Source organism: Streptomyces sp. NPDC044002 (genome assembly GCF_056434525.1).
Window position 1 is genome coordinate 36,745 of the sequence record NZ_JBWKEZ010000058.1, and the last position, 17,025, is coordinate 53,769.

General features: G+C 74.0%; 14 protein-coding genes. 9 read left to right on the plus strand and 5 right to left on the minus strand.

The window, feature by feature from the left end:
- Nucleotides 1-6 precede the first annotated feature (6 nt).
- Nucleotides 7-633: a hypothetical protein gene (locus tag AC07A6_RS32180; RefSeq protein WP_478779483.1), complete on the plus strand. Its 627-nt coding sequence runs from the start codon at nucleotides 7-9 to the stop codon at nucleotides 631-633.
- A 54-nt stretch (nucleotides 634-687) separates the two neighbouring features.
- On the opposite strand, the gene AC07A6_RS32185 is transcribed toward AC07A6_RS32180, so the two are convergent.
- Nucleotides 688-1,212, minus strand: a complete 525-nt coding sequence (locus AC07A6_RS32185; protein ID WP_478779484.1) for a hypothetical protein — start codon at nucleotides 1,210-1,212, stop codon at nucleotides 688-690.
- 126 nt (nucleotides 1,213-1,338) lie between these two features.
- Between AC07A6_RS32185 and AC07A6_RS32190 the strand changes: the two genes are divergently transcribed.
- The 4 genes from AC07A6_RS32190 (at nucleotide 1,339) to AC07A6_RS32205 (ending at nucleotide 5,559) form a co-directional block, all read left to right on the plus strand.
- Nucleotides 1,339-1,782, plus strand: a complete 444-nt coding sequence (locus tag AC07A6_RS32190) for a peptidase inhibitor family I36 protein (protein WP_478779485.1) — start codon at nucleotides 1,339-1,341, stop codon at nucleotides 1,780-1,782.
- A 34-nt stretch (nucleotides 1,783-1,816) separates the two neighbouring features.
- Nucleotides 1,817-2,257, plus strand: coding sequence for a peptidase inhibitor family I36 protein (locus AC07A6_RS32195; RefSeq protein ID WP_478779486.1), 441 nt, complete (start codon nucleotides 1,817-1,819; stop codon nucleotides 2,255-2,257).
- Nucleotides 2,258-2,298: 41 nt separating this feature from the next.
- Nucleotides 2,299-2,715, plus strand: coding sequence for a peptidase inhibitor family I36 protein (locus tag AC07A6_RS32200; protein ID WP_386274679.1), 417 nt, complete (start codon nucleotides 2,299-2,301; stop codon nucleotides 2,713-2,715).
- A 105-nt stretch (nucleotides 2,716-2,820) separates the two neighbouring features.
- Entirely contained in the window at nucleotides 2,821-5,559 is a 2,739-nt protein-coding gene (locus tag AC07A6_RS32205; RefSeq protein ID WP_478779487.1) for an AAA family ATPase, read from the plus strand.
- A 40-nt stretch (nucleotides 5,560-5,599) separates the two neighbouring features.
- Here AC07A6_RS32205 and AC07A6_RS32210 read toward each other — a convergent pair whose 3' ends face one another.
- From AC07A6_RS32210 to AC07A6_RS32220, 3 genes are all read right to left on the minus strand, one after another.
- A complete protein-coding gene (locus AC07A6_RS32210) occupies nucleotides 5,600-6,670 on the minus strand; it encodes an alpha/beta fold hydrolase (protein WP_478779488.1) in 1,071 nt (356 codons plus the stop codon).
- A 91-nt stretch (nucleotides 6,671-6,761) separates the two neighbouring features.
- Nucleotides 6,762-9,626, minus strand: a complete 2,865-nt coding sequence (locus AC07A6_RS32215; protein ID WP_478779495.1) for a helix-turn-helix transcriptional regulator — start codon at nucleotides 9,624-9,626, stop codon at nucleotides 6,762-6,764.
- Between the two features lie 202 nt (nucleotides 9,627-9,828).
- On the minus strand, nucleotides 9,829-11,247 hold the full coding sequence (locus tag AC07A6_RS32220; protein WP_478779489.1) for a cellulase family glycosylhydrolase: 1,419 nt from the start codon (nucleotides 11,245-11,247) through the stop codon (nucleotides 9,829-9,831).
- Between the two features lie 258 nt (nucleotides 11,248-11,505).
- On the opposite strand from AC07A6_RS32220, the gene AC07A6_RS32225 reads away from it, so the two are divergent.
- Complete coding sequence (locus AC07A6_RS32225) at nucleotides 11,506-13,017, plus strand: hypothetical protein (protein WP_478779490.1); 1,512 nt, start codon at nucleotides 11,506-11,508, stop codon at nucleotides 13,015-13,017.
- A 150-nt stretch (nucleotides 13,018-13,167) separates the two neighbouring features.
- On the opposite strand, the gene AC07A6_RS32230 is transcribed toward AC07A6_RS32225, so the two are convergent.
- Nucleotides 13,168-13,644 carry a MarR family winged helix-turn-helix transcriptional regulator gene (locus AC07A6_RS32230; protein WP_478779496.1) on the minus strand — a complete coding sequence of 159 codons (477 nt, stop codon included), beginning with the start codon at nucleotides 13,642-13,644 and terminating at the stop codon, nucleotides 13,168-13,170.
- Nucleotides 13,645-13,826: 182 nt separating this feature from the next.
- Between AC07A6_RS32230 and AC07A6_RS32235 the strand changes: the two genes are divergently transcribed.
- The 3 genes from AC07A6_RS32235 (at nucleotide 13,827) to AC07A6_RS32245 (ending at nucleotide 16,907) form a co-directional block, all read left to right on the plus strand.
- A complete protein-coding gene (locus tag AC07A6_RS32235) occupies nucleotides 13,827-14,957 on the plus strand; it encodes an NADH:flavin oxidoreductase (RefSeq protein ID WP_478779491.1) in 1,131 nt (376 codons plus the stop codon).
- Nucleotides 14,958-15,166: 209 nt separating this feature from the next.
- Nucleotides 15,167-16,285, plus strand: coding sequence for a hypothetical protein (locus AC07A6_RS32240; protein ID WP_478779492.1), 1,119 nt, complete (start codon nucleotides 15,167-15,169; stop codon nucleotides 16,283-16,285).
- Nucleotides 16,286-16,364: 79 nt separating this feature from the next.
- A complete protein-coding gene (locus tag AC07A6_RS32245; RefSeq protein WP_362471206.1) occupies nucleotides 16,365-16,907 on the plus strand; it encodes a DapH/DapD/GlmU-related protein in 543 nt (180 codons plus the stop codon).
- Nucleotides 16,908-17,025: the final 118 nt, after the last annotated feature.

Here is a 17,025-nt window from a genome sequence, read left to right on the forward strand (position 1 = left end):
GTGATCATGGCTTTGCGACCCGATGAGTTCTACGACCATGCACGTGCGGCTGCGGATGACGAGCTCCGGCTCCCGCTGGCCAGGATGACCGGATGGGAGGTCAGCCCCTTCGAGGCGGAGGGGCTGCGCGTGTCCGCGCTCCGTCCGCCCGTCCTGCCCGAGCCGCCGCGGCACGGCGAGGACCCGGCGGACTGCCACGAGTGCCGCTCCCGCGACGAGGGCATCTGGCTCGACGACCGCTGGCGGCTCGCCCGGATACCGGGCGTCGGCGTACCGCTGGTGCTGATGCTGTACCCGCGCGACCACTACGACATGGCCGATCTGCCCGACGAACTGGCCGCCGAGCTGGGCGTGCTCACCACGCACGTCGTCCGCCACGTCCAGGCGCTGCCGCACGTCTCCCGGGCCCACGTGTACCGCATCGGGGACGGGGCCGCGCACCTCCACGTCTGGTTCTTCGCCCGGCCCGAGGGGCAGTCGCAGCTCTACGGGTCGTGGCTGCCCGTCTGGGACGACCTCCTGCCCGAGTACCCCGCGGACGTGGCCGACGCGGACGCGGCCGCCGTCGCGGACGCGCTGGCCGCGTCGTACGGAGGCCGCCGCCCCGGTACCGACGGGCCGGCGGACCTCTGACGCCGACGGCGTGCGCCCGGCACCTCCGCGCGCCGGGCGCCGCCGTGCCGGGGGCTACAGCAGGGCGACGGAGCCGGCCCGGTCGTTCATCGCGTCCCCGACGCACGAGGTGGACTGCTGGTACTCCTGGTGGACGCCGGAGGTGTTGGGGGCGTCCCACAGCTCCAGCCAGCAGGACAGCGTGGTCAGTGAGCTGACGGAGTTGTTCCAGGTGCCTTCGAGGTTGATCTGGGCGTCCCGGCCGTTGCCGCTCCGGCAGCCGCTCCCGCCCGTGAGGACGAGGGCCGAGCCGCCGTAGTTCGCGTCCGTGTAGACGACGCCGAGCTGCACGGCCGCCGCCCCTGCGGTGGCCGAGGAGCCCTTGAGGCGGTCGGCCAGCTTCTGGTCGATGTGCTTTCCCGAGAGCGGCGCGTCGGTGATCCGGCCGTCGGTGGAGGCGGCGATCGCCTCCCGGAAGGTGCCGTAGCACTGCATGGCGCCCGAGTCGATGTCGAGCACGCAGTTGCTCGGGGCGGCCCGCGCCGCGTGCTGTTGCTGACCTGCCGCGGGGGCCACGGCTCCGGGGGCCGCCGTCGGCATGTCCCGGTCGGCGGTTGCGTCATCACGGGCAGTCGGATGACTGATGCCCGCCGCCTCGTCGCGACGGCACTGTGGAGGGGTTCCGCGAACGCGGGACGCAGGCAGCAGCGAGCAGAGGAGATCGGGATGAAGCTGCGGAGAAGGGTGTCCAGGGTCGCGGTCGGCGTCGTCGCGCTCACCGGGGCGGTCGTCGCCACGACCACGACCGCGAGCGCCTCCATACTCACCGACATCCAGACCGGATCCGGCAAGTGCCCCGCCAACTGGGTGTGCCTGTGGAGCGAGAACAACTTCGTCCGGGGGAATCCGGCGGGCGGCTACGACTTCGGCGCCGTCGGTGCGAACGAGAACATCTCAGACATGGGGAAGTTCAAGTTCGAGAAGGACTACTGGCGTTGGAAGGGGATGCAGGATTCGGCCTCCTCGGTCGTGAACAACACCGGCAGCCGGATCTGCTTCTACGAGCACAACGGGTACGGCGGCCTGGAATTCAGGATCGGCCCCGGGGAGCAGTGGGCCTCCGTGCCCTCGTGGATCAACGACAGGATCAGTTCGTTCAAGTACTGCTAGCCGCCCGCCGGAACACCGTGAGAGGAGAATGAGCATGTCTTCGAAGAGCAGGGCGGCCACGAGGCTCGGACTGTGCGCCGCCGCCGTGACCGGGCTGATCATGGCCGGTGCGGGCGCCGCGAGCGCCACCACCGTCTTCGACATCGGCCACGGGGCCGGGTCGTGCCCCGAGGGCTACGTCTGCCTGTGGTCGGAGGGCGATTTCATCCAGGGCAAGCCGGTCCTGGAGCACAAGTTCGGCGCCGTCGCGTCGAACCAGAACATCGGCGACATGGGCAAGCTGGCGCGCACGTCCGCCGGCGACAAGGGGATGCAGGACACCGCCTCGTCCGTGGTGAACAACACGGGCAGCAGCATCTGCTTCTACGAGCACAACGGGTACGGCGGCCTGCAGTTCAGGATCGGTCCGCGGGAGAAGTGGCCCGCGGTCCCGTCGTGGATCAACGACAAGATCAGTTCCTTCAAGTACTGCTGACGCCCTGTCGGATCGGATGGATGGTGAGGAAGTTGGCAAGAGTGACGGCAAGGCTCGGACTGTACGCCGCGGCCGCCGCCGGGCTGGTCCTGGCCACGGCGAATTCCGCGAGCGCCGCCACGATCCTCGGTATCGGGCAGGGCGCCGGAGCGTGTCCCGCCAGCCACGTGTGCCTGTGGTCGGAGAACGGTTTCGTCGGCGCCGCCACCGGCTCCAAGTACGGCGCGATCGCCTCGGACCAGAACATCGGCGACATGGGGAAGCTGAAGCGGGAGGGAGCCCTGTGGAACGGGATGCAGGACACCGCCTCGTCCGTCGTGAACAACACGGGCAGCAGCATCTGCTTCTACGAGCACAACGGGTACGGCGGCCTGCAGTTCAGGATCGGTCCCTGGGAGAAATGGCCCTCCGTCCCCTCGTGGATCAACGACAAGATCAGTTCCTTCACGTACTGCTGAGCTGATCGCCGCCGACCGTGTTGACCGAATACATGCAGGTCAGCGGCGCTTGATCTTCGTAGGATGGGTGGAGCTCCTCCGGGAGGAACCCCTACCGGAGGTCATATGCCCCACCGCGCGAATCACCGGCTCCTCGGGCGTGACCGGGAGTTGGAGGTGCTCGACCGCCTGCTGCGCGAGGTGCGCGGCGGGTGCAGTCGGGTGCTGGTGCTGCGCGGTGAGGCCGGGGTGGGCAAGTCGGCGCTGCTCGACCACCTGGCCGAGCAGGCGGCGCCGTTGCAGACCGTGTACGCGGCCGGCGTCGAGGCCGAGTCCGAGTTCGCGTACTCGGCCCTGCAACGGCTGTGCGCCCCGCTGCTGTCGCACCTCGACCGGCTGCCGGAGGTGCAGCAGGACGCGCTGCGCGTCGCGTTCGGCCTGAGCGCGGGCAGGCCGCCCGAGCTGCTGCTGCTCGGGATCGCGGTCCTCGGGCTCTTCGCCGAGGCCGCGGCCGGGTCCCCGCTGGTGTGCCTGATCGACGACGCGCAGTGCGTCGACCTGATGTCCCAGCGGATCCTGGCGTTCGTCGGGCGCCGGCTGGACGCCGAATCGGTTGCGCTGGTGTTCGCCGAGCGGATCGAGCGGATCGAGCGGACCACCGGCGGGGAGGGGGCCGAGGCCCTGTCCGGGCTGCCGGAGCTGCCCGTACGGGGCCTGGCGGACGCCGACGCCCGGGCCCTGCTCGACGGTGTGCTCCCCGGGCCGGTCGACGCCCGCGTGCGGGACCGGATCGTCGCCGAGACCGGTGGGAACCCGCTCGCCCTGCTGGAGCTTCCCCGGGGCCTGTCGCCGGCGGAGCTGGCGTTCGGCTTCGGCGGACCGGGCGCCGGCCCGCTGGCGACCCGGGTCGAGGACGGCTTCCGCCGGCGCGTCGACGCGCTGCCGGCCGACACCCGGGCCCTGTTGCTCGTCGCCGCGGTCGAACCGGTCGGTGACGCGCCGCTGCTGTGGCACGCGCTGCGGCTGCTCGGCATCGGGATCGAGGCCGCGGCGCCGGCCGAGGCCGCGGACCTGATCACCCTGGGCGCCCCGGTGCGCTTCCGCCACCCGCTGGTGCGTTCGGCCGTCTGGCGCGGCGCGGACGCCGCCGCGCTGCGTGCGGCGCACCGCGCGCTGGCCGAGGCCACCGACGGCGGGCGCGACCCCGACCGGCGGGCCTGGCACCGGGCCCACGCCGCGGTCGGGCCGGACGAGGAGGTCGCCGCCGCGCTGGAGCGTTCCGCCGACCGTGCCCTGGCGCGGGGCGGACGGGCGGCCGCAGCCGCCTTCCTGGAGCGGGCCGCCGCGCTCACCCCCGGCCCGCGGGACCGGGCGCGGCGCGCCCTGGCGGCTGCGGGCGCGCACCTCGCGGCGGGACTGCCGGCCCGGGTCCCCGACCTGCTGGCCGCCGCCGAGCTGGGGCCGCTGGAGCCGCTCCAGTCGGCCGGCGTCAGCCGGCTGCGGGCCCGGGCGTCGTCCATGACCGGGCCGGGGTTCGGTGCGGTGCAGCCGCTGCTCGACGCGGCGGACCGGCTGCGGGACCTCGACCCGGCCGCCGCGCGGGAGACCTGTCTCGCGGCGTTCGGCGCGGGCATCTGGGCGGGCCGGTACGACGAGGGCGGACTGCGGCGGGCCGCCGAGGCCGCCCGCGGACTGCCGCCCGGCGAGGAGACGGCGGGGGTCTTCCTCCGGGCCCTGGTCACCTGGACCACGGACGGCCCGGCCGCCGCCTTCCCGCTGCTGGCCCGGGCGCTGGACTCCCTCGCCGACGCCGAGGACCTGACCGTCCTGTGGCCGGCCGCGAACGCCGCCGTGGAGCTGGGCGACCTGCGGACCTGGCTGGACGTCACCGGCAGGGCCGTCCGCTGCGCCCGGGCGACGGGCACGCTGTCGGTCCTCTCGACGGCACTGCCCTACCGGGCGGCCTCCCTGGTCTACACGGGCCGGTTCGCCGAGGCGTCGGACCTGCTGGCCGAGGCCGCGCCCATCGAGGAGGCGGCGGGCGTGGCGACGAGCATGGTCTCGACGGCCCTGCTCAGCGCGTACCAGGGGCGTGAGAAGCCGGCCCTGGAACTGATCGGGGCGATGGAACGGGAGGGCGAGCGGCGCGGCCTGGGCCGGCTGACGGCCATGGCGGCGTGTGCGCGGGCCGTGCTCCACAACGGCCTGGGCAACTATCCCCTCGCCATGGAAGCGGCGCTGCGGGGCGGGGAGTACCGGGACCTCGTCGTGCACCACTGGACGTGCTGCGAGCTCGTCGAGGCCGCGACCCGGGCCGGGCGTCCGGCCGTCGCGGCCGAGGCCCGCGAGCGGCTGGCCGACTGGGGCCGGGCCGGTACGCCCTGGGCCCTCGGCGCGCAGGCGGTCGCCGACGCCCTGACCGGGGGCCCCGAAGCGGCCGAGGAGCGCTACCGGGAGGCCGTCGGCCACTTCGGCCGGGGCGGGCTCCGCGTGTTCGAGGCGCGGAGCCGGCTGCTGTTCGGCGAATGGCTGCGCCGCCAGAACCGGCGGGCCCAGGCCCGTACGGAGCTGCGCGCGGCGCACGAGACGGCGTTGGAGATCGGGATGGAGGCGTACGCGGAGCGGGCCCGGCGGGAGTTGCTGGCCACCGGTGAGACCGTCCGCAAGCGGACCGTCGGCGCGCCGGTACTGACCCCGCAGGAGGCCCGGATAGCCCGGCTCGCGGCCACCGGACATCCGAACGCGGAGATTGGCGCGCAGCTGTTCCTCAGCCCCCGCACGGTGGAGTGGCACCTGCGCAAGGTCTTCGCCAAGCTGGGCGTCTCCTCCCGCCGCGAGATCGAAGCCGCCTTCGCCGGCCGGTGAGCGGTGCCCCGGAGCCGGCGCGTCGTAGGCGGCCGGCGCGTCAGAGGTGGTCGGCGTCCACGACTGCCTGGGCGAAGGCCGTCGGTGCTTCCTGCGGCGCGTCGTGGCCGGTGCCGGGGAGCACGCGGTGCTCGTAGGGGCCGGTGAAGTACTTCCGGTACGCCGTGCCGTCCGTGGTGGGCAGGAACGGGTCGAGCGCGGGGTCCAGGGTGATGGTCGCCGCCGTGATGGCTGGGCGGGCCGCGAGCCGCCTCTCGTAGCGGTCGTAGCGGCGCTCGCCGTCCGCCAGGCCCAGCCGCCAGCGGTAGTTGTGGACGACGATGGCGGCGTAGTCGGGGTTGTCGAAGGCCGCGGCCGTCCGTTCGAAGGTGGCGTCGTCGAACTTCCAGGTCGGGGAGGCCTCCTCCCACACCAGCCGGCACAGGTCGTGCCGGTTGCGCCGGTCCTCCATGGCGGCGCGGCCGCGTTCGGTGGCGAAGTAGTACTGGTACCACCAGGTGTGCTCGGCCTTGGGCGGCAGCGGGTGCTGCTGCGCGGCGACGTCGGTGACGAGATAGCCGCCCACCGGCACCAGGGCACGTACCCGCTCCGGCCACAGCGCCGCGATGACGCCGGCGGTCCGCGAGCCCCAGTCGAAGCCGGCCAGTACCGCCTCGTGGATGTCCAGGGCGTCCATCAGCGCGATGACGTCGGCGGCGACCGCGGACTGCTGCGCGTTGCGGACGGTGGCGGGCGACAGGAAGGAGGTGGTGCCGTGGCCCCGCAGGTACGGCACGATCACCCGGTATCCGGCGTCCGCCAGCAGCGGCGCCACGTCGACGAAGCTGTGGATGTCGTACGGCCAGCCGTGCAGGCAGATGGCCACCGGCCCGTGCTCCGGCCCGGCCTCGGCGTAGCCGACGTCGAGCACTCCGGCCCGGACCCGCCGCATGCGGGTGAAGGCCGTGTGCGTGCCGGGGGCGGTGTCGGGGATGACGGGGGCCCGGCGGCGGCCGGGCCGGCGGGGTCCCGCGGCCGACGCGGCGGGCGCGTTCGGCGGCGCGCCGAGTACCAGCGCCGTGGCGGCCGCCCCGAGACCGGCCGCCTTGGTGAACGTACGCCTGTCGATCATGTGTGGTCCCTTCCCCGGGGCTCGTCGGTCCTCCCACTCTTCACCTGCCGGCGGGCCCGCGGCATCAGTCATATGACCTCCGACGGGTGACTCAGGCGCGGGCTTCCTGCTCCGTCCTGCTGAGTGCGTCGCGCAGCGCCGCCCGGGTCGTGATGCCCAGCTTGGGGAAGGTGCGGTACAGGTGGGAGCCGACGGTGCGCGGTGACAGGTGCATCCTGCTGCCGATCTCCTTGTTCGTCAGGCCGCTCGCGGCCAGGTCGGCGATGCGGCGTTCCTGCCAGGTCAGCGAGGTCAGGTCGGGTGTCGGGGCGCGGGCCGGGATTCCGGTCGCGCACAGCGCGGCCCGGGCCCTCCCGGTCCAGCCGGCCGCCCCCAGCCGTTCGAAGGCCTCGGCCGCCGGGGCCAGGTAGCGCCGTGCCGCCGCCCGGTCCTGGACGTGGCTGACGCGGATGCCGTGGGCGAGCCGGATCCGGGCCAGTTCGAAGGGGAAGCGGTCGGCGTCCGGCTGGGATTCGGCCCGCCCGAACATCTCGGCGGCCTCGCGCCCGTCTTCGGCGGTCATCGCCAGGGCGCCGTAGGTGATCAGGGCCTGCCGGGGCGACACCGCGGGCAGGCCCGCGTCACGGGCGGCCAGGGCGTGCGCCCGGGCCTGCCCGGCGCGTCCGGTGTGCAGGGCGGCCTCGACGAGGTCGAGGAGGGTGCGGGGGGCCTGGTACGCGTACGGCCGGAAGGTGCCCGGCGGCGTGATGCCGACGGCGTGGTGGTACGCGGCCTCGTGGTCGCCGGAGCCCAGCGCGGCGGTCGCGCCGGCGGAGTCGGCGAGCTGGGTCAGGAACCCCAGTCCGCGCGGGCGGGCCCAGGCGTCCACCTCGGACCGCAGCTCCCGCGCCCGGCCGGTCCGGCCGCGCAGCGCGGCCAGTTGGGCCAGGTAGGCGCGGCTCTGGGCCGCGAACAGGTGGTGGCCGTGTTCGACCGCGAGGTCCAGGCCGCGCTGCCCGGTCTCCTCGGCCCCGGCCCATTCGCCGACCGCCATCCGGTCGAGCGTGATCTGGTGCAGCATCACCATGCCGGTGGCCACGGCCCCGGTCTCCAGCTCGCGCTCCACGGTGCACTGCAGGTGGGGGCGGTACAGGTCCAGCATGTCGAGGTGGTACGCGGCCACGCCGAGCCGTGTGACGTCCCAGGGCTCCATGTCCGGCAGGTGCGCGGCGGCCTGACGGACCGGTTCGGCCCAGGGGGCTCCGTACCGGGTCACGTCGCTCCAGGTGGCGCTGTAGAGACGGGTGCGTTCGCCGACGAGGCCGGGCATGGAGGCGAGGAGTGCGTGCGTGCGCTCCCAGGCCGCGGGGGCGCCGCTGTACTGGCTGATCGCGAGGAGGAGGACCACCAGCCGGGTGAGGACCTCCTCGGGTCCGGTTCCGGGGCCGCCGCGGGAGGCCGGCGCGGCGGGCGCGCCTTCGTCCGGCAGCTCGTTCCGCGCCCCGTCCCGCCGCGCGCCCCGCAGCTCGTTCCGCAGCTTCTCGATCGCGGCCGAGACCTGCCGGTGGGTGGAGCGGACGTCCCCGTCCTGGTAGAGCGACTGGTAGGCGGCCGCCAGGACCGAGGCGGGCGACTGCGCCGCCCCGGGGGCGGGGTCCGCCCGTACCAGCCGGTGTGCCTGGCCGGGGCGGGCTGCGTGGCCGGCGACGAAGGCCGCGTCGGCCAGCCGCCGGGACCGGTCGGCGGGGTTCTCGCTGAGTTCGGCGGCCCGGGTCAGCCAGGTCACGGCCGCCAGCGCGCCGCCGCGCCGGGTCGCGGACCCGGCCGCCGCTTCGAGGATCCCGGCGACGTCCTCGTCGGGTCCGGCCGTCGCGGCCGCCAGGTGCGTCGCCCGGCGCTCCAGGTTCCCCCGGTGCAGCCGCGCCAGTGCCAGATGTGCGGCGCGGCGCTGGTCCGGGGTGGCCATCTGGACGACGGCGGACCGTACGAGGGGGTGGCGGAAGACGAACTCGTCCGCGGCCGCCCCGGTGGCCAGCAGTCCGGCGGCCACCGCCGCGTCCGCGTCGCGCATGCGGTAGCGCGTGCCGGGCACTGCGTCGGCACGGCCCGGGGTCCCGGCGCCGTCGAGCGCGCCCTTCAGCAGTTCCTCCCGAACCCGCTCGTCGAGGGCGGCGATGCGGGTGCCGAACAGCCCTTGCAGCCGCCGGGGCAGCGGCACGCCGTGCCCGTCGGCGAGGTCCTCGGGCGGGAGGCCGTCCGACGCGCGGGAGGCGAGGTGGGCGGGGAGTTCCAGGAGGGCCAGCGGGTTGCCGCGGGCCTGGTCGAGGACGATCCGGCGGAGCCCGCGGCCCAGCTGCGGGTACCGGTGGTCCAGCAGGTGCGCCGCGTGCTCGTCGTCGAGGGCGGCGACCGGCAGTTCGGGCAGTGCGGCGGTGTCGAAGCGGGACACGGCGTCGCTGCGGACCGCCGCCAGCAGCTTCACGGGGCCGCCGGCGCCGCCGGCCAGGCGCCGGCCGACGAACCCGCAGACGTCGGCGCTGGAGTCGTCGAGCCACTGCCCGTCGTCGAGGACCAGCAGCAGCGGCCGCCGGGCGGAGGCGAGCGAGAGCAGCCGGAGCACGGCGATGCCGAGGGTCATGACCGACGGCGGACCGTCCTGCGCCCCGCGTTCCGCGCTCCCTGCGCTCCCTGCGCCGAACACGGCGTCGAGCACCGCGCGGCTCCCGGCGTCCGGCCGCGCCGCGCCGTCGAGCAGCGGGTGGAGGAACTGGTGCAGTCCGGCGTACGGCAGCGCGGACTCCGCCTCAACGCCGGCGGCCCGGATGACGGTGTGGCCCTCCCGTTCGGCCAGTGCGGCGCCGTGGTCCAGCAGCGAACTCTTGCCGACCCCCGCCTCTCCCCTGAGGACGAGGGCCCGGCCGGTGGCGGACGCCACGAACGCCGCGAGCTCCGCCCGTTCGTCCGCGCGGCCCACCATGGCCGTGGTGATCGATCCCGTGCCCGTCACGTGGCGGCTCCTTCGCGCAGTGGACGCCGGCATGCGTCCGCCGCTCACGATCCCGGGACCGGGCGCCCGTCGAGCCGGTGCCGGACCCTGGCCGGACCCCGGGCCGGGGGCGGCCAGGGCCGGCGGCAGGCCCGTGCGGGGTCGCCCCGGCTCGGCGGCGGGCTCCGCGCTCCTACCTCGGGCTGATCGTCACCTCGTACGTGGCTCCGGCCCTGCCGCGCGTGGTCACGCTCACGGTCTGGCCGTGGCCCTCCCACCTGGCGCCGCCGCCCCGGACCGTGACGCGGTAGCCGTTCGGGTAGGCCTCCTCGGGAACGGTGATCTCGGTGGGTCCCCCGGCGTCGCCGCGGGTGCGGAAGGTCAGGGTGTAGGTGCGCGCGGCGGGGTCGTACACGAAGCCGAGCGGGTCGCCCGCGACGGCCCGCGCGTAGGGCTGGACCAGCAGCCGGGCGTTGGGCTTCACGGCGCCGGTCTGGTCGAGGAAGCAGTAGCCGCCGCCCCGGCACCACTGCCACCAGGTCCAGCCGCTGGAGAAGCGGTCCATGGCGGCCGTCATGTCGGTGACGAACCGGCTCGCGTGCGGTACGTAGGGGTTCCCGCCCCACTCCCCCACGATCACCGGCATGCGGTTGCGGGTCGGGTAGTCGCTGATGGCGGCCTCGTAGGCCGGGACGAAGGTGCCGTTGGGGTCGTAGTCGGCGCCGGTCTCCATCGCGGTCTCGTAGAAGTGCGGCGCGTACCCGGCGTGCGGGTCGTCGATGGCCCCCAGACGGGTGGGGACGCCGAGACCGACGATGACGGTGGGTTCGACGAAGACCCACGAGGTGCGGTCGACCAGGCGGATCGCCCGGGCGAGGCGGTTCCACATCTCGGTGAGCTCGCCTGCCTCGAAGCGGGCCGCGGCGGCCGGGAGGTCTTCGCCTTCGAGGAACTTCGCGAACGGCTCGTTCATCAGGTCGTAGCCGAGCAGCGCCGGGTGCCGGCCCAGGGCGGAGGCGACCGTCAGCCACATGCGCGCGTGCGCGGCGCGGAGGTCGGCGTCCTTGTACAGGTGGTCGAAGGCGGCCTGCACGGACGGCTCGAAGTACTGGGAGAACCAGTCCTCGGGTATCGGTGTGAACGGCAGCCCGTCGTCGCGGGTGGCCCAGTCGGGGATGCCGCGGGCGCCGAAGTGCGGGCCGTACACGTCCTGGTGGGCGTCGAGCACGACCTTGACCCGGTACCGGTGGGCCCAGTCGAGGATGCGGCGCATCTTGGCGAGGTAGCCGCGGTCGTAGTGCCCGGGGGTGGGTTCGAGGTCGTCCCAGAAGAACGCCAGGCGCGCGAGGTTGAAGCCGCGGGCGGACATGTCCCTGAGGTCGCTCTCGTGGATGCCGGCGAACGCGTCGGCGCCCCGGCTGCTCTTGTCGGCGAGGTTGAAGCCGCGCCACTGCAGTGCGCGGCCCTGGCCGTCGGCGATGAAGGTGCGGTCACCGACCGTGATGCGGTCGGTGGCGCGGTCCGGGCGGGCCTGGGCCTGCGCGGGGACGGCGCCGAGCAGGAGGGCTGCCACGGCGAGGACGGCGGGGACGAAGCGGAAGGTCCGGCGCATGCAGGAGACCCTTTCGGGGGCGGCTTCTCGGACGGCGTGCTGCCGGCCGGAGGGATGTTACTGACGGGTGACTCAAGTTCCCACCGTTTCACTGGAGTTGGCGATACGGCGGCGGTCCGCGGCGAGTTCGCGGACCGGGAGCCCGTCCGCGCCGCGGAGCAATGCGCATTCGGCCATGACAGGGTCCGCCCGGCGCTCCACACTGGTGCTGAACCGGGCGATGGGGAGGCGCTGATGGGTCGGGCTCTTCGTACGGGTGTGCCTGCGGGTGTCGCGGTGCTGGTGGCATGCGCGCCGTGGTACGCCCCTTACTACTCCACGGTCCTGGTGTGGGAGCTGCGCAAGCTCTTCGCCTGGCTGGCCCTGCCGCTGCTGGCGCTGGGGCTCGTCGCGCTGGTGGGGCTCGGACGGTGGCTGCTGCGCAGGGGGCGCGGCAGGGCCGGTGGCGGTTCGGGCGAGGCGGCGGGGGTGCTCGGCTGCCTGGGCGCCCTCGTCGGTCTCGCACTCGCCGTCTGGTGGCTGGTCTACGGCGCCTACCTGCAGGACCGCGGCTACATGGAGGCCACGCGGGTGGTGACCGAGCCGGTGCCCGTGCTGGCCCCCCGCGCCCCCTACCTCGTCGGGAAGGCGCAGGCCGCCCCGCACTTGGGCGATGTCACCGGTGAGATCTCCGACATCACGTATCTGCCCGACTCGGACCGCTTCTCCACCCTGGTCGAGCGCAGCGGGTGGCTGTCCGGGTACGAGGTCGGCCTCGTGCAGGAGGTGCCGCTCGGCGGTACCGGCCGTTCGCAGCAGCGCTGTTCGTTCGACGTCGACGTGGCGGACGCCCGCATCAGCGGCTGGTTCGGCCACAACCTGGGCCGGAAAATCTCCGCGCAGAAGCGCTGGGTCCGCTTCGAGGCCGGCGACGCGTACGTGACCTGCTCGGGCGATACGCCCGTCGTGGTCGTGCCCCTGAAGCGGCAGACCGGGTTCCTGGTCGTGACGGAACGTCCGGCGGGGGTCGCGCTCTACGACGGCCGGACGGGCGAGGTCACCGTCACCTCGGAGACGGACAGCGTCCCGGGCCCCTCCTATCCGCTCAGCCTCGCCGCCCGTCAGCGGGAGGCGGTGGCCGCCGTCGGCGGCTTCACGGACTGGTGGTTCGAACGCAGCGGCTGGGACGCCTCGGAGGACGGCGCGAACGAGGGGAACGACTCGGAGTTCACCCTGCGCCACGGGGATGCGAGCGGGCGCAGCGTCTACGTCACTCCCCTGACTCCGCAGGGCGAGGCCAGCTCGGTCGTCGCCGTCGCGACGGTGCCGGCCCGCCACCGGGGCGGCGGGCTGGCGCCGCTGACCGTGCACCGGCTCGATCCGACCTGGTCCTCGCCGAAGGCGATCATCGCGCTGATCAAGGCCGAGTACCGGGACGTCTGCTGCTACAACGACGACCAGGTGTTCGAGGTGGTCCCCACGGGCGGGACCACCTGGACCGCCACGATCGGCAGCGAACAGGACATCCGCTACCGCGTGGAGGGCAGGGGCCAGGTCGCGGGCCGCGAGGCGACCTGCCTGAAGGCCGCCGACGGGACACTGATCAAGTGTGCGTTCGCGGCGCCCGGCTCGCCGGAGGAGCAGGAGCTCAAACGGCGCGAGGAACAGGCGAAGGGCAAGCCCCGGACCGAGCCACCGGACCTCGGCGACCTCACCGCCTACACACCCGAGCAGCTGGCCGAGCTGAACCGCCGCATCAGCGAGGAGGTCAACCGCCGGCTCAAGGGCTGACGCCGCGACCGCGGTGGTCGCGTTCCGGTGGCGGGGCGCCGCCCTCGCGGTGGCGCTGCTGCCGGCCACCTCGCCGGCCGTGCACGCGGTGCTGCCGGAGCCGGACCCGGCGGGCGTCCTCGACCATTTCAGCGCGATCGCCACCTGGTGCTACGCCGTCGGCGGTGCTTCCCCCGGGGCCGGAGGGTGGCAGGGGGCGTCGGCGGCGTCCTCCTCCGTCCGCGGCCAGTAGCGCCCTTCGAGGGCCTCCGCGCTGCGGTTGAGCCGGATCAGGACGTCCTCCAGCTCCCGCACCTCCTCGGGGGACCAGTCGGCGACGATCCGGGCCAGGCAGGAGCGGTTGACCTCGCGGTGCCCGCTGAGCCTGCGGCCGCCCTCGGCGGTGATGCGCAGCTTGCGGGCCATGCCGCCGTCCGGATCGGCGACGCGTTCGGCGAGCCCGCAGCGCAGCAGGGCGGCCGTCTGCCGGTTCACGGTCGAGGTGTCGAGCCCGAAGGCCTCCGCCAGCTGGCCTATGGACATGGGGCCCTGGGTGTCGATGCGGCTGAGGAGCAGGTACGCCGACCGCTCCAGGCGTTCGTGGTCGCGCTCGTGCCTGCCCAGCACCTGGTGCCGCGAGAGCAGCATCAGCTCCCGCTCCAGTTTCTCCAGCACTGCGCCTCCCGCTCCGCCCCTTCCGGCCGTCCATTATCGCCGACCCGTGCGGGCCTGGGGGCCGACCATGCTGCAATATGCATGATACATAGCATGTGTACTATGCACTTCTCGTTGTCGTCCGACGAGCCACAGCCACAACCCGGAGGACCCGCATGACCGTCACCACGTCGACCGCCTCCCGCGCGGCCGAGATCCTCTCCCGGCCCGTCACCCTCAATGGCCTCACCGTCCCCAACCGCATCGCGATGGCTCCGATGACGCGGATGTTCTCCCCCGGCGGCGTGCCCGGCGAGGACGTGCGGGCGTACTACGCCAGCCGCGCCGCCGCGGGCGTGGGCCTGATCGTCACCGAGGGCACGTACGTCGGCCACGAGTCGGCCGGGCAGAGCGACCGGGTGCCGCGGTTCCACGGCGAGGAGCAGCTGGCGGGCTGGGCGAAGGTCGCCGCGGCCGTGCACGAGGCGGGCGGCACGATCGTGCCGCAGCTGTGGCACATCGGCATGGTGCGCAAGCAGGGCGAGGCGCCGTACCCCGACGCACCGGCCGTCGGCCCCTCCGGCATCCGCGTCGACGGGACCGAGGGGACCGGCAAGGCGATGACCCGCGCCGACCTCGACGACGTCATAGGCGCCTTCGCCGACGCCGCGGCGGAGGCCGAGCGGATCGGCTTCGACGGCGTCGAACTGCACGGCGCCCACGGCTACCTGCTCGACCAGTTCCTGTGGGAGCGCACCAACCGCCGCACCGACGCCTACGGCGGCGACGCGGTGGCCCGTACGAAGTTCGCCGCGGAGGTCGTCGCGGCGGTCCGCGAGCGCGTCTCGGCCGGGTTCCCGGTGATCTTCCGCTACTCGCAGTGGAAGCAGGAGGCCTACGACGGCCGGCTCGCGCAGACCCCGGAGGAGCTGGAGGCGATCCTGGCCCCGCTGGCGGCGGCCGGTGTCGACGCGTTCCACGCCTCCACCCGGCGGTACTGGCTCCCGGAGTTCGAAGGCTCCGACCTGAACCTCGCGGGCTGGACCAAGAAGCTCACCGGCCGGCCGGCCATCACCGTCGGCTCGGTGGGCCTCGACGGGGACTTCATCCGCTCCTTCGCCGGCGAGGGCGCGGCGCTCGGCGACATCGACAACCTCCTGGACCGCATGGAACGCGAGGAGTTCGACATGGTCGCCGTCGGCCGGGCGCTCCTCCAGGACCCGCAGTGGGCGGCGAAGGTCCTCGGCGACCGGTTCGACGAGCTGAAGCCGTACGACGTGGCGGCGCTCGGCTCGCTCAGCCGGTAGCCGGCCGGTCCGTCCGTCCGTCCGTCCGTCCGTTCTCGAACGCCCCCCGGGGCCGGTCCGCCGGCTCCGCGGGGCGTTCGCGCTCCGTCATGGCCGAAACCGCACCTCTCGGGCATGTGCCTCATTGACCCCACCGCACCATCGCGGTTGCATGCTCTGGTCCTCCGGCGGGGAGCCGGAGGCGGGGACTTGTCCTGGCTGGGGGGAAAATGAGGGGAAGCACGAGCAGGGTCACCACCAGACGCGTACGGGCCGCCGTCGGCGCGGCGGCCGCGGTCTGCGCGGTCACGGCGGCACTGCCCGGGGCCGCCGCCCGGGCCGAACCCGCGCGGGCTGCGGGAGCAGCGGCGGTCGGCGTCGAGCGGATCAGCGTCGCGCCCGACGGCGCCCAGGGCGACGGCGACTCCGCCGGCGCCTCGATCACGCCCGACGGCCGCCACGTCGTCTTCTCGTCGGCGGCACGGAACCTCACGTCCGACGGCGCGGCGGGCACCGACGCCGTGTTCGTCCGCGACCTGCAGACGCCGCTGACCCAGCGGATGGGGGCGTACCACCCGATCCAGCCCCCGGCGATCAGCGGCGACGGGGCGTACGTCGGCTATGCGATCCAGTGGTTCAACGACGTACGCATCCGCCAGTACCAGGTGCGCACGGGAGGGACGGCCTCCCCCAACTGCTCGGCCTACAGCTGCGACCAGCCGTCGTTGAACGCGGACGGCCGCTACACGGCCCTCGCCCTCCTCATCAGGAAGCCGGCGCCCGCCAACCGCCAGCGCGTCGAGGTCCACGACTGGAACACCGGCGCCGTGGTGACCGTCGCCTCCTTCGAACACACCTACCCCGCCCGGCCGTCCATCAGCGGTGACGGCCGCTACGTCGCCTACCAGAACGGCCAGACGCAGGACGTCTTCGTGTGGGACCGGACCACCGGCACCAGCTCCGGCCCGGTCGAGGGCCCGTCCACGGCGGCGACGCTCCTCCAGCTCAGCGACGACGGCAGCACGGTCGTCTACCTCTCGGGCTCCGACACCTACGTCCACGACCTGCGTTCGGGCACCACCCGGCTGGTGGCGGACGTGCGCGGCGTGGCCGTCGACCCCACGGGCCGGCACCTGCTGTACGCCCCGACGGGCACGGGCGGGCCGTCGCTGGTCCTGCGCGACCTGGAGACCGGCACCGACCAGGTCGTCTCGGACCGGCCCGCCTCGGCCGGGATCGACGCGGTCAGCGCGGGCGGACGGGACGTGGTCTTCCAGTCCGCGGCCGACGACCTCGTGCCGGGCGACACCAACGGCAAGTCCGACGTCTTCGTCCGCCACCTCTTCTGACCGGACCGGGTGCACCGGCGGCACCGGCCGCACCGGCCGGATCTTGTCCGGTCACCCGGACGGGCGGAAGAATCGCGGCATGTCCAGCAACCGGCTCATGCGCATCCACAGCCCCGAGTTCCAGGCCATGTCCGAGAGGGTCCTGCGCGTCACCGCACTCACCTCCCGCCTGAACGCCCTGCCCTTCGAGGACGAGGAGGGCAGGGCCGGGCTGCTGGAGGAGATCCTCGGCAGGCCGCTGCCGCCGAGGGTCACCATCTACCCGCCCTTCTACACGGACCACGGTCTGCGTCTCGAACTCGCCGAGCGGGTGTTCATCAACCAGAACTGCACGTTCCTGGACTACGCCGGCATCCGGCTCGGCGAGCGCGTGATGGTCGGCCCGAAGGTCACGTTCATCACCAGCGGGCACCCGGTCGATCCCGAGGAGCGGCGGCTGTACCTCACCGGCGCACCCATCGACGTCGCGGAGAACGTGTGGATCGGCGCCGGCGCCACGATCCTGCCCGGCGTCAGCATCGGCCGGGACGCCGTGATCGCGGCCGGCGCGGTCGTGGCCGACGACGTCCCGCCGGCGAGCCTGGTGACCGGTACGAAGGCCGCCGTGAAGCGCCAGTGGTGACGGGCGGGGGGGGGGGGGGGGGGGGGGGGGGGGGGGGGGGGGGGGGGGGGGGGGGGGGGGGGGGGGGGGGGGGGGAGGGAAGGGCAGGCCGAAAGCAGCGGGGAGGGGGGTGGAGTGT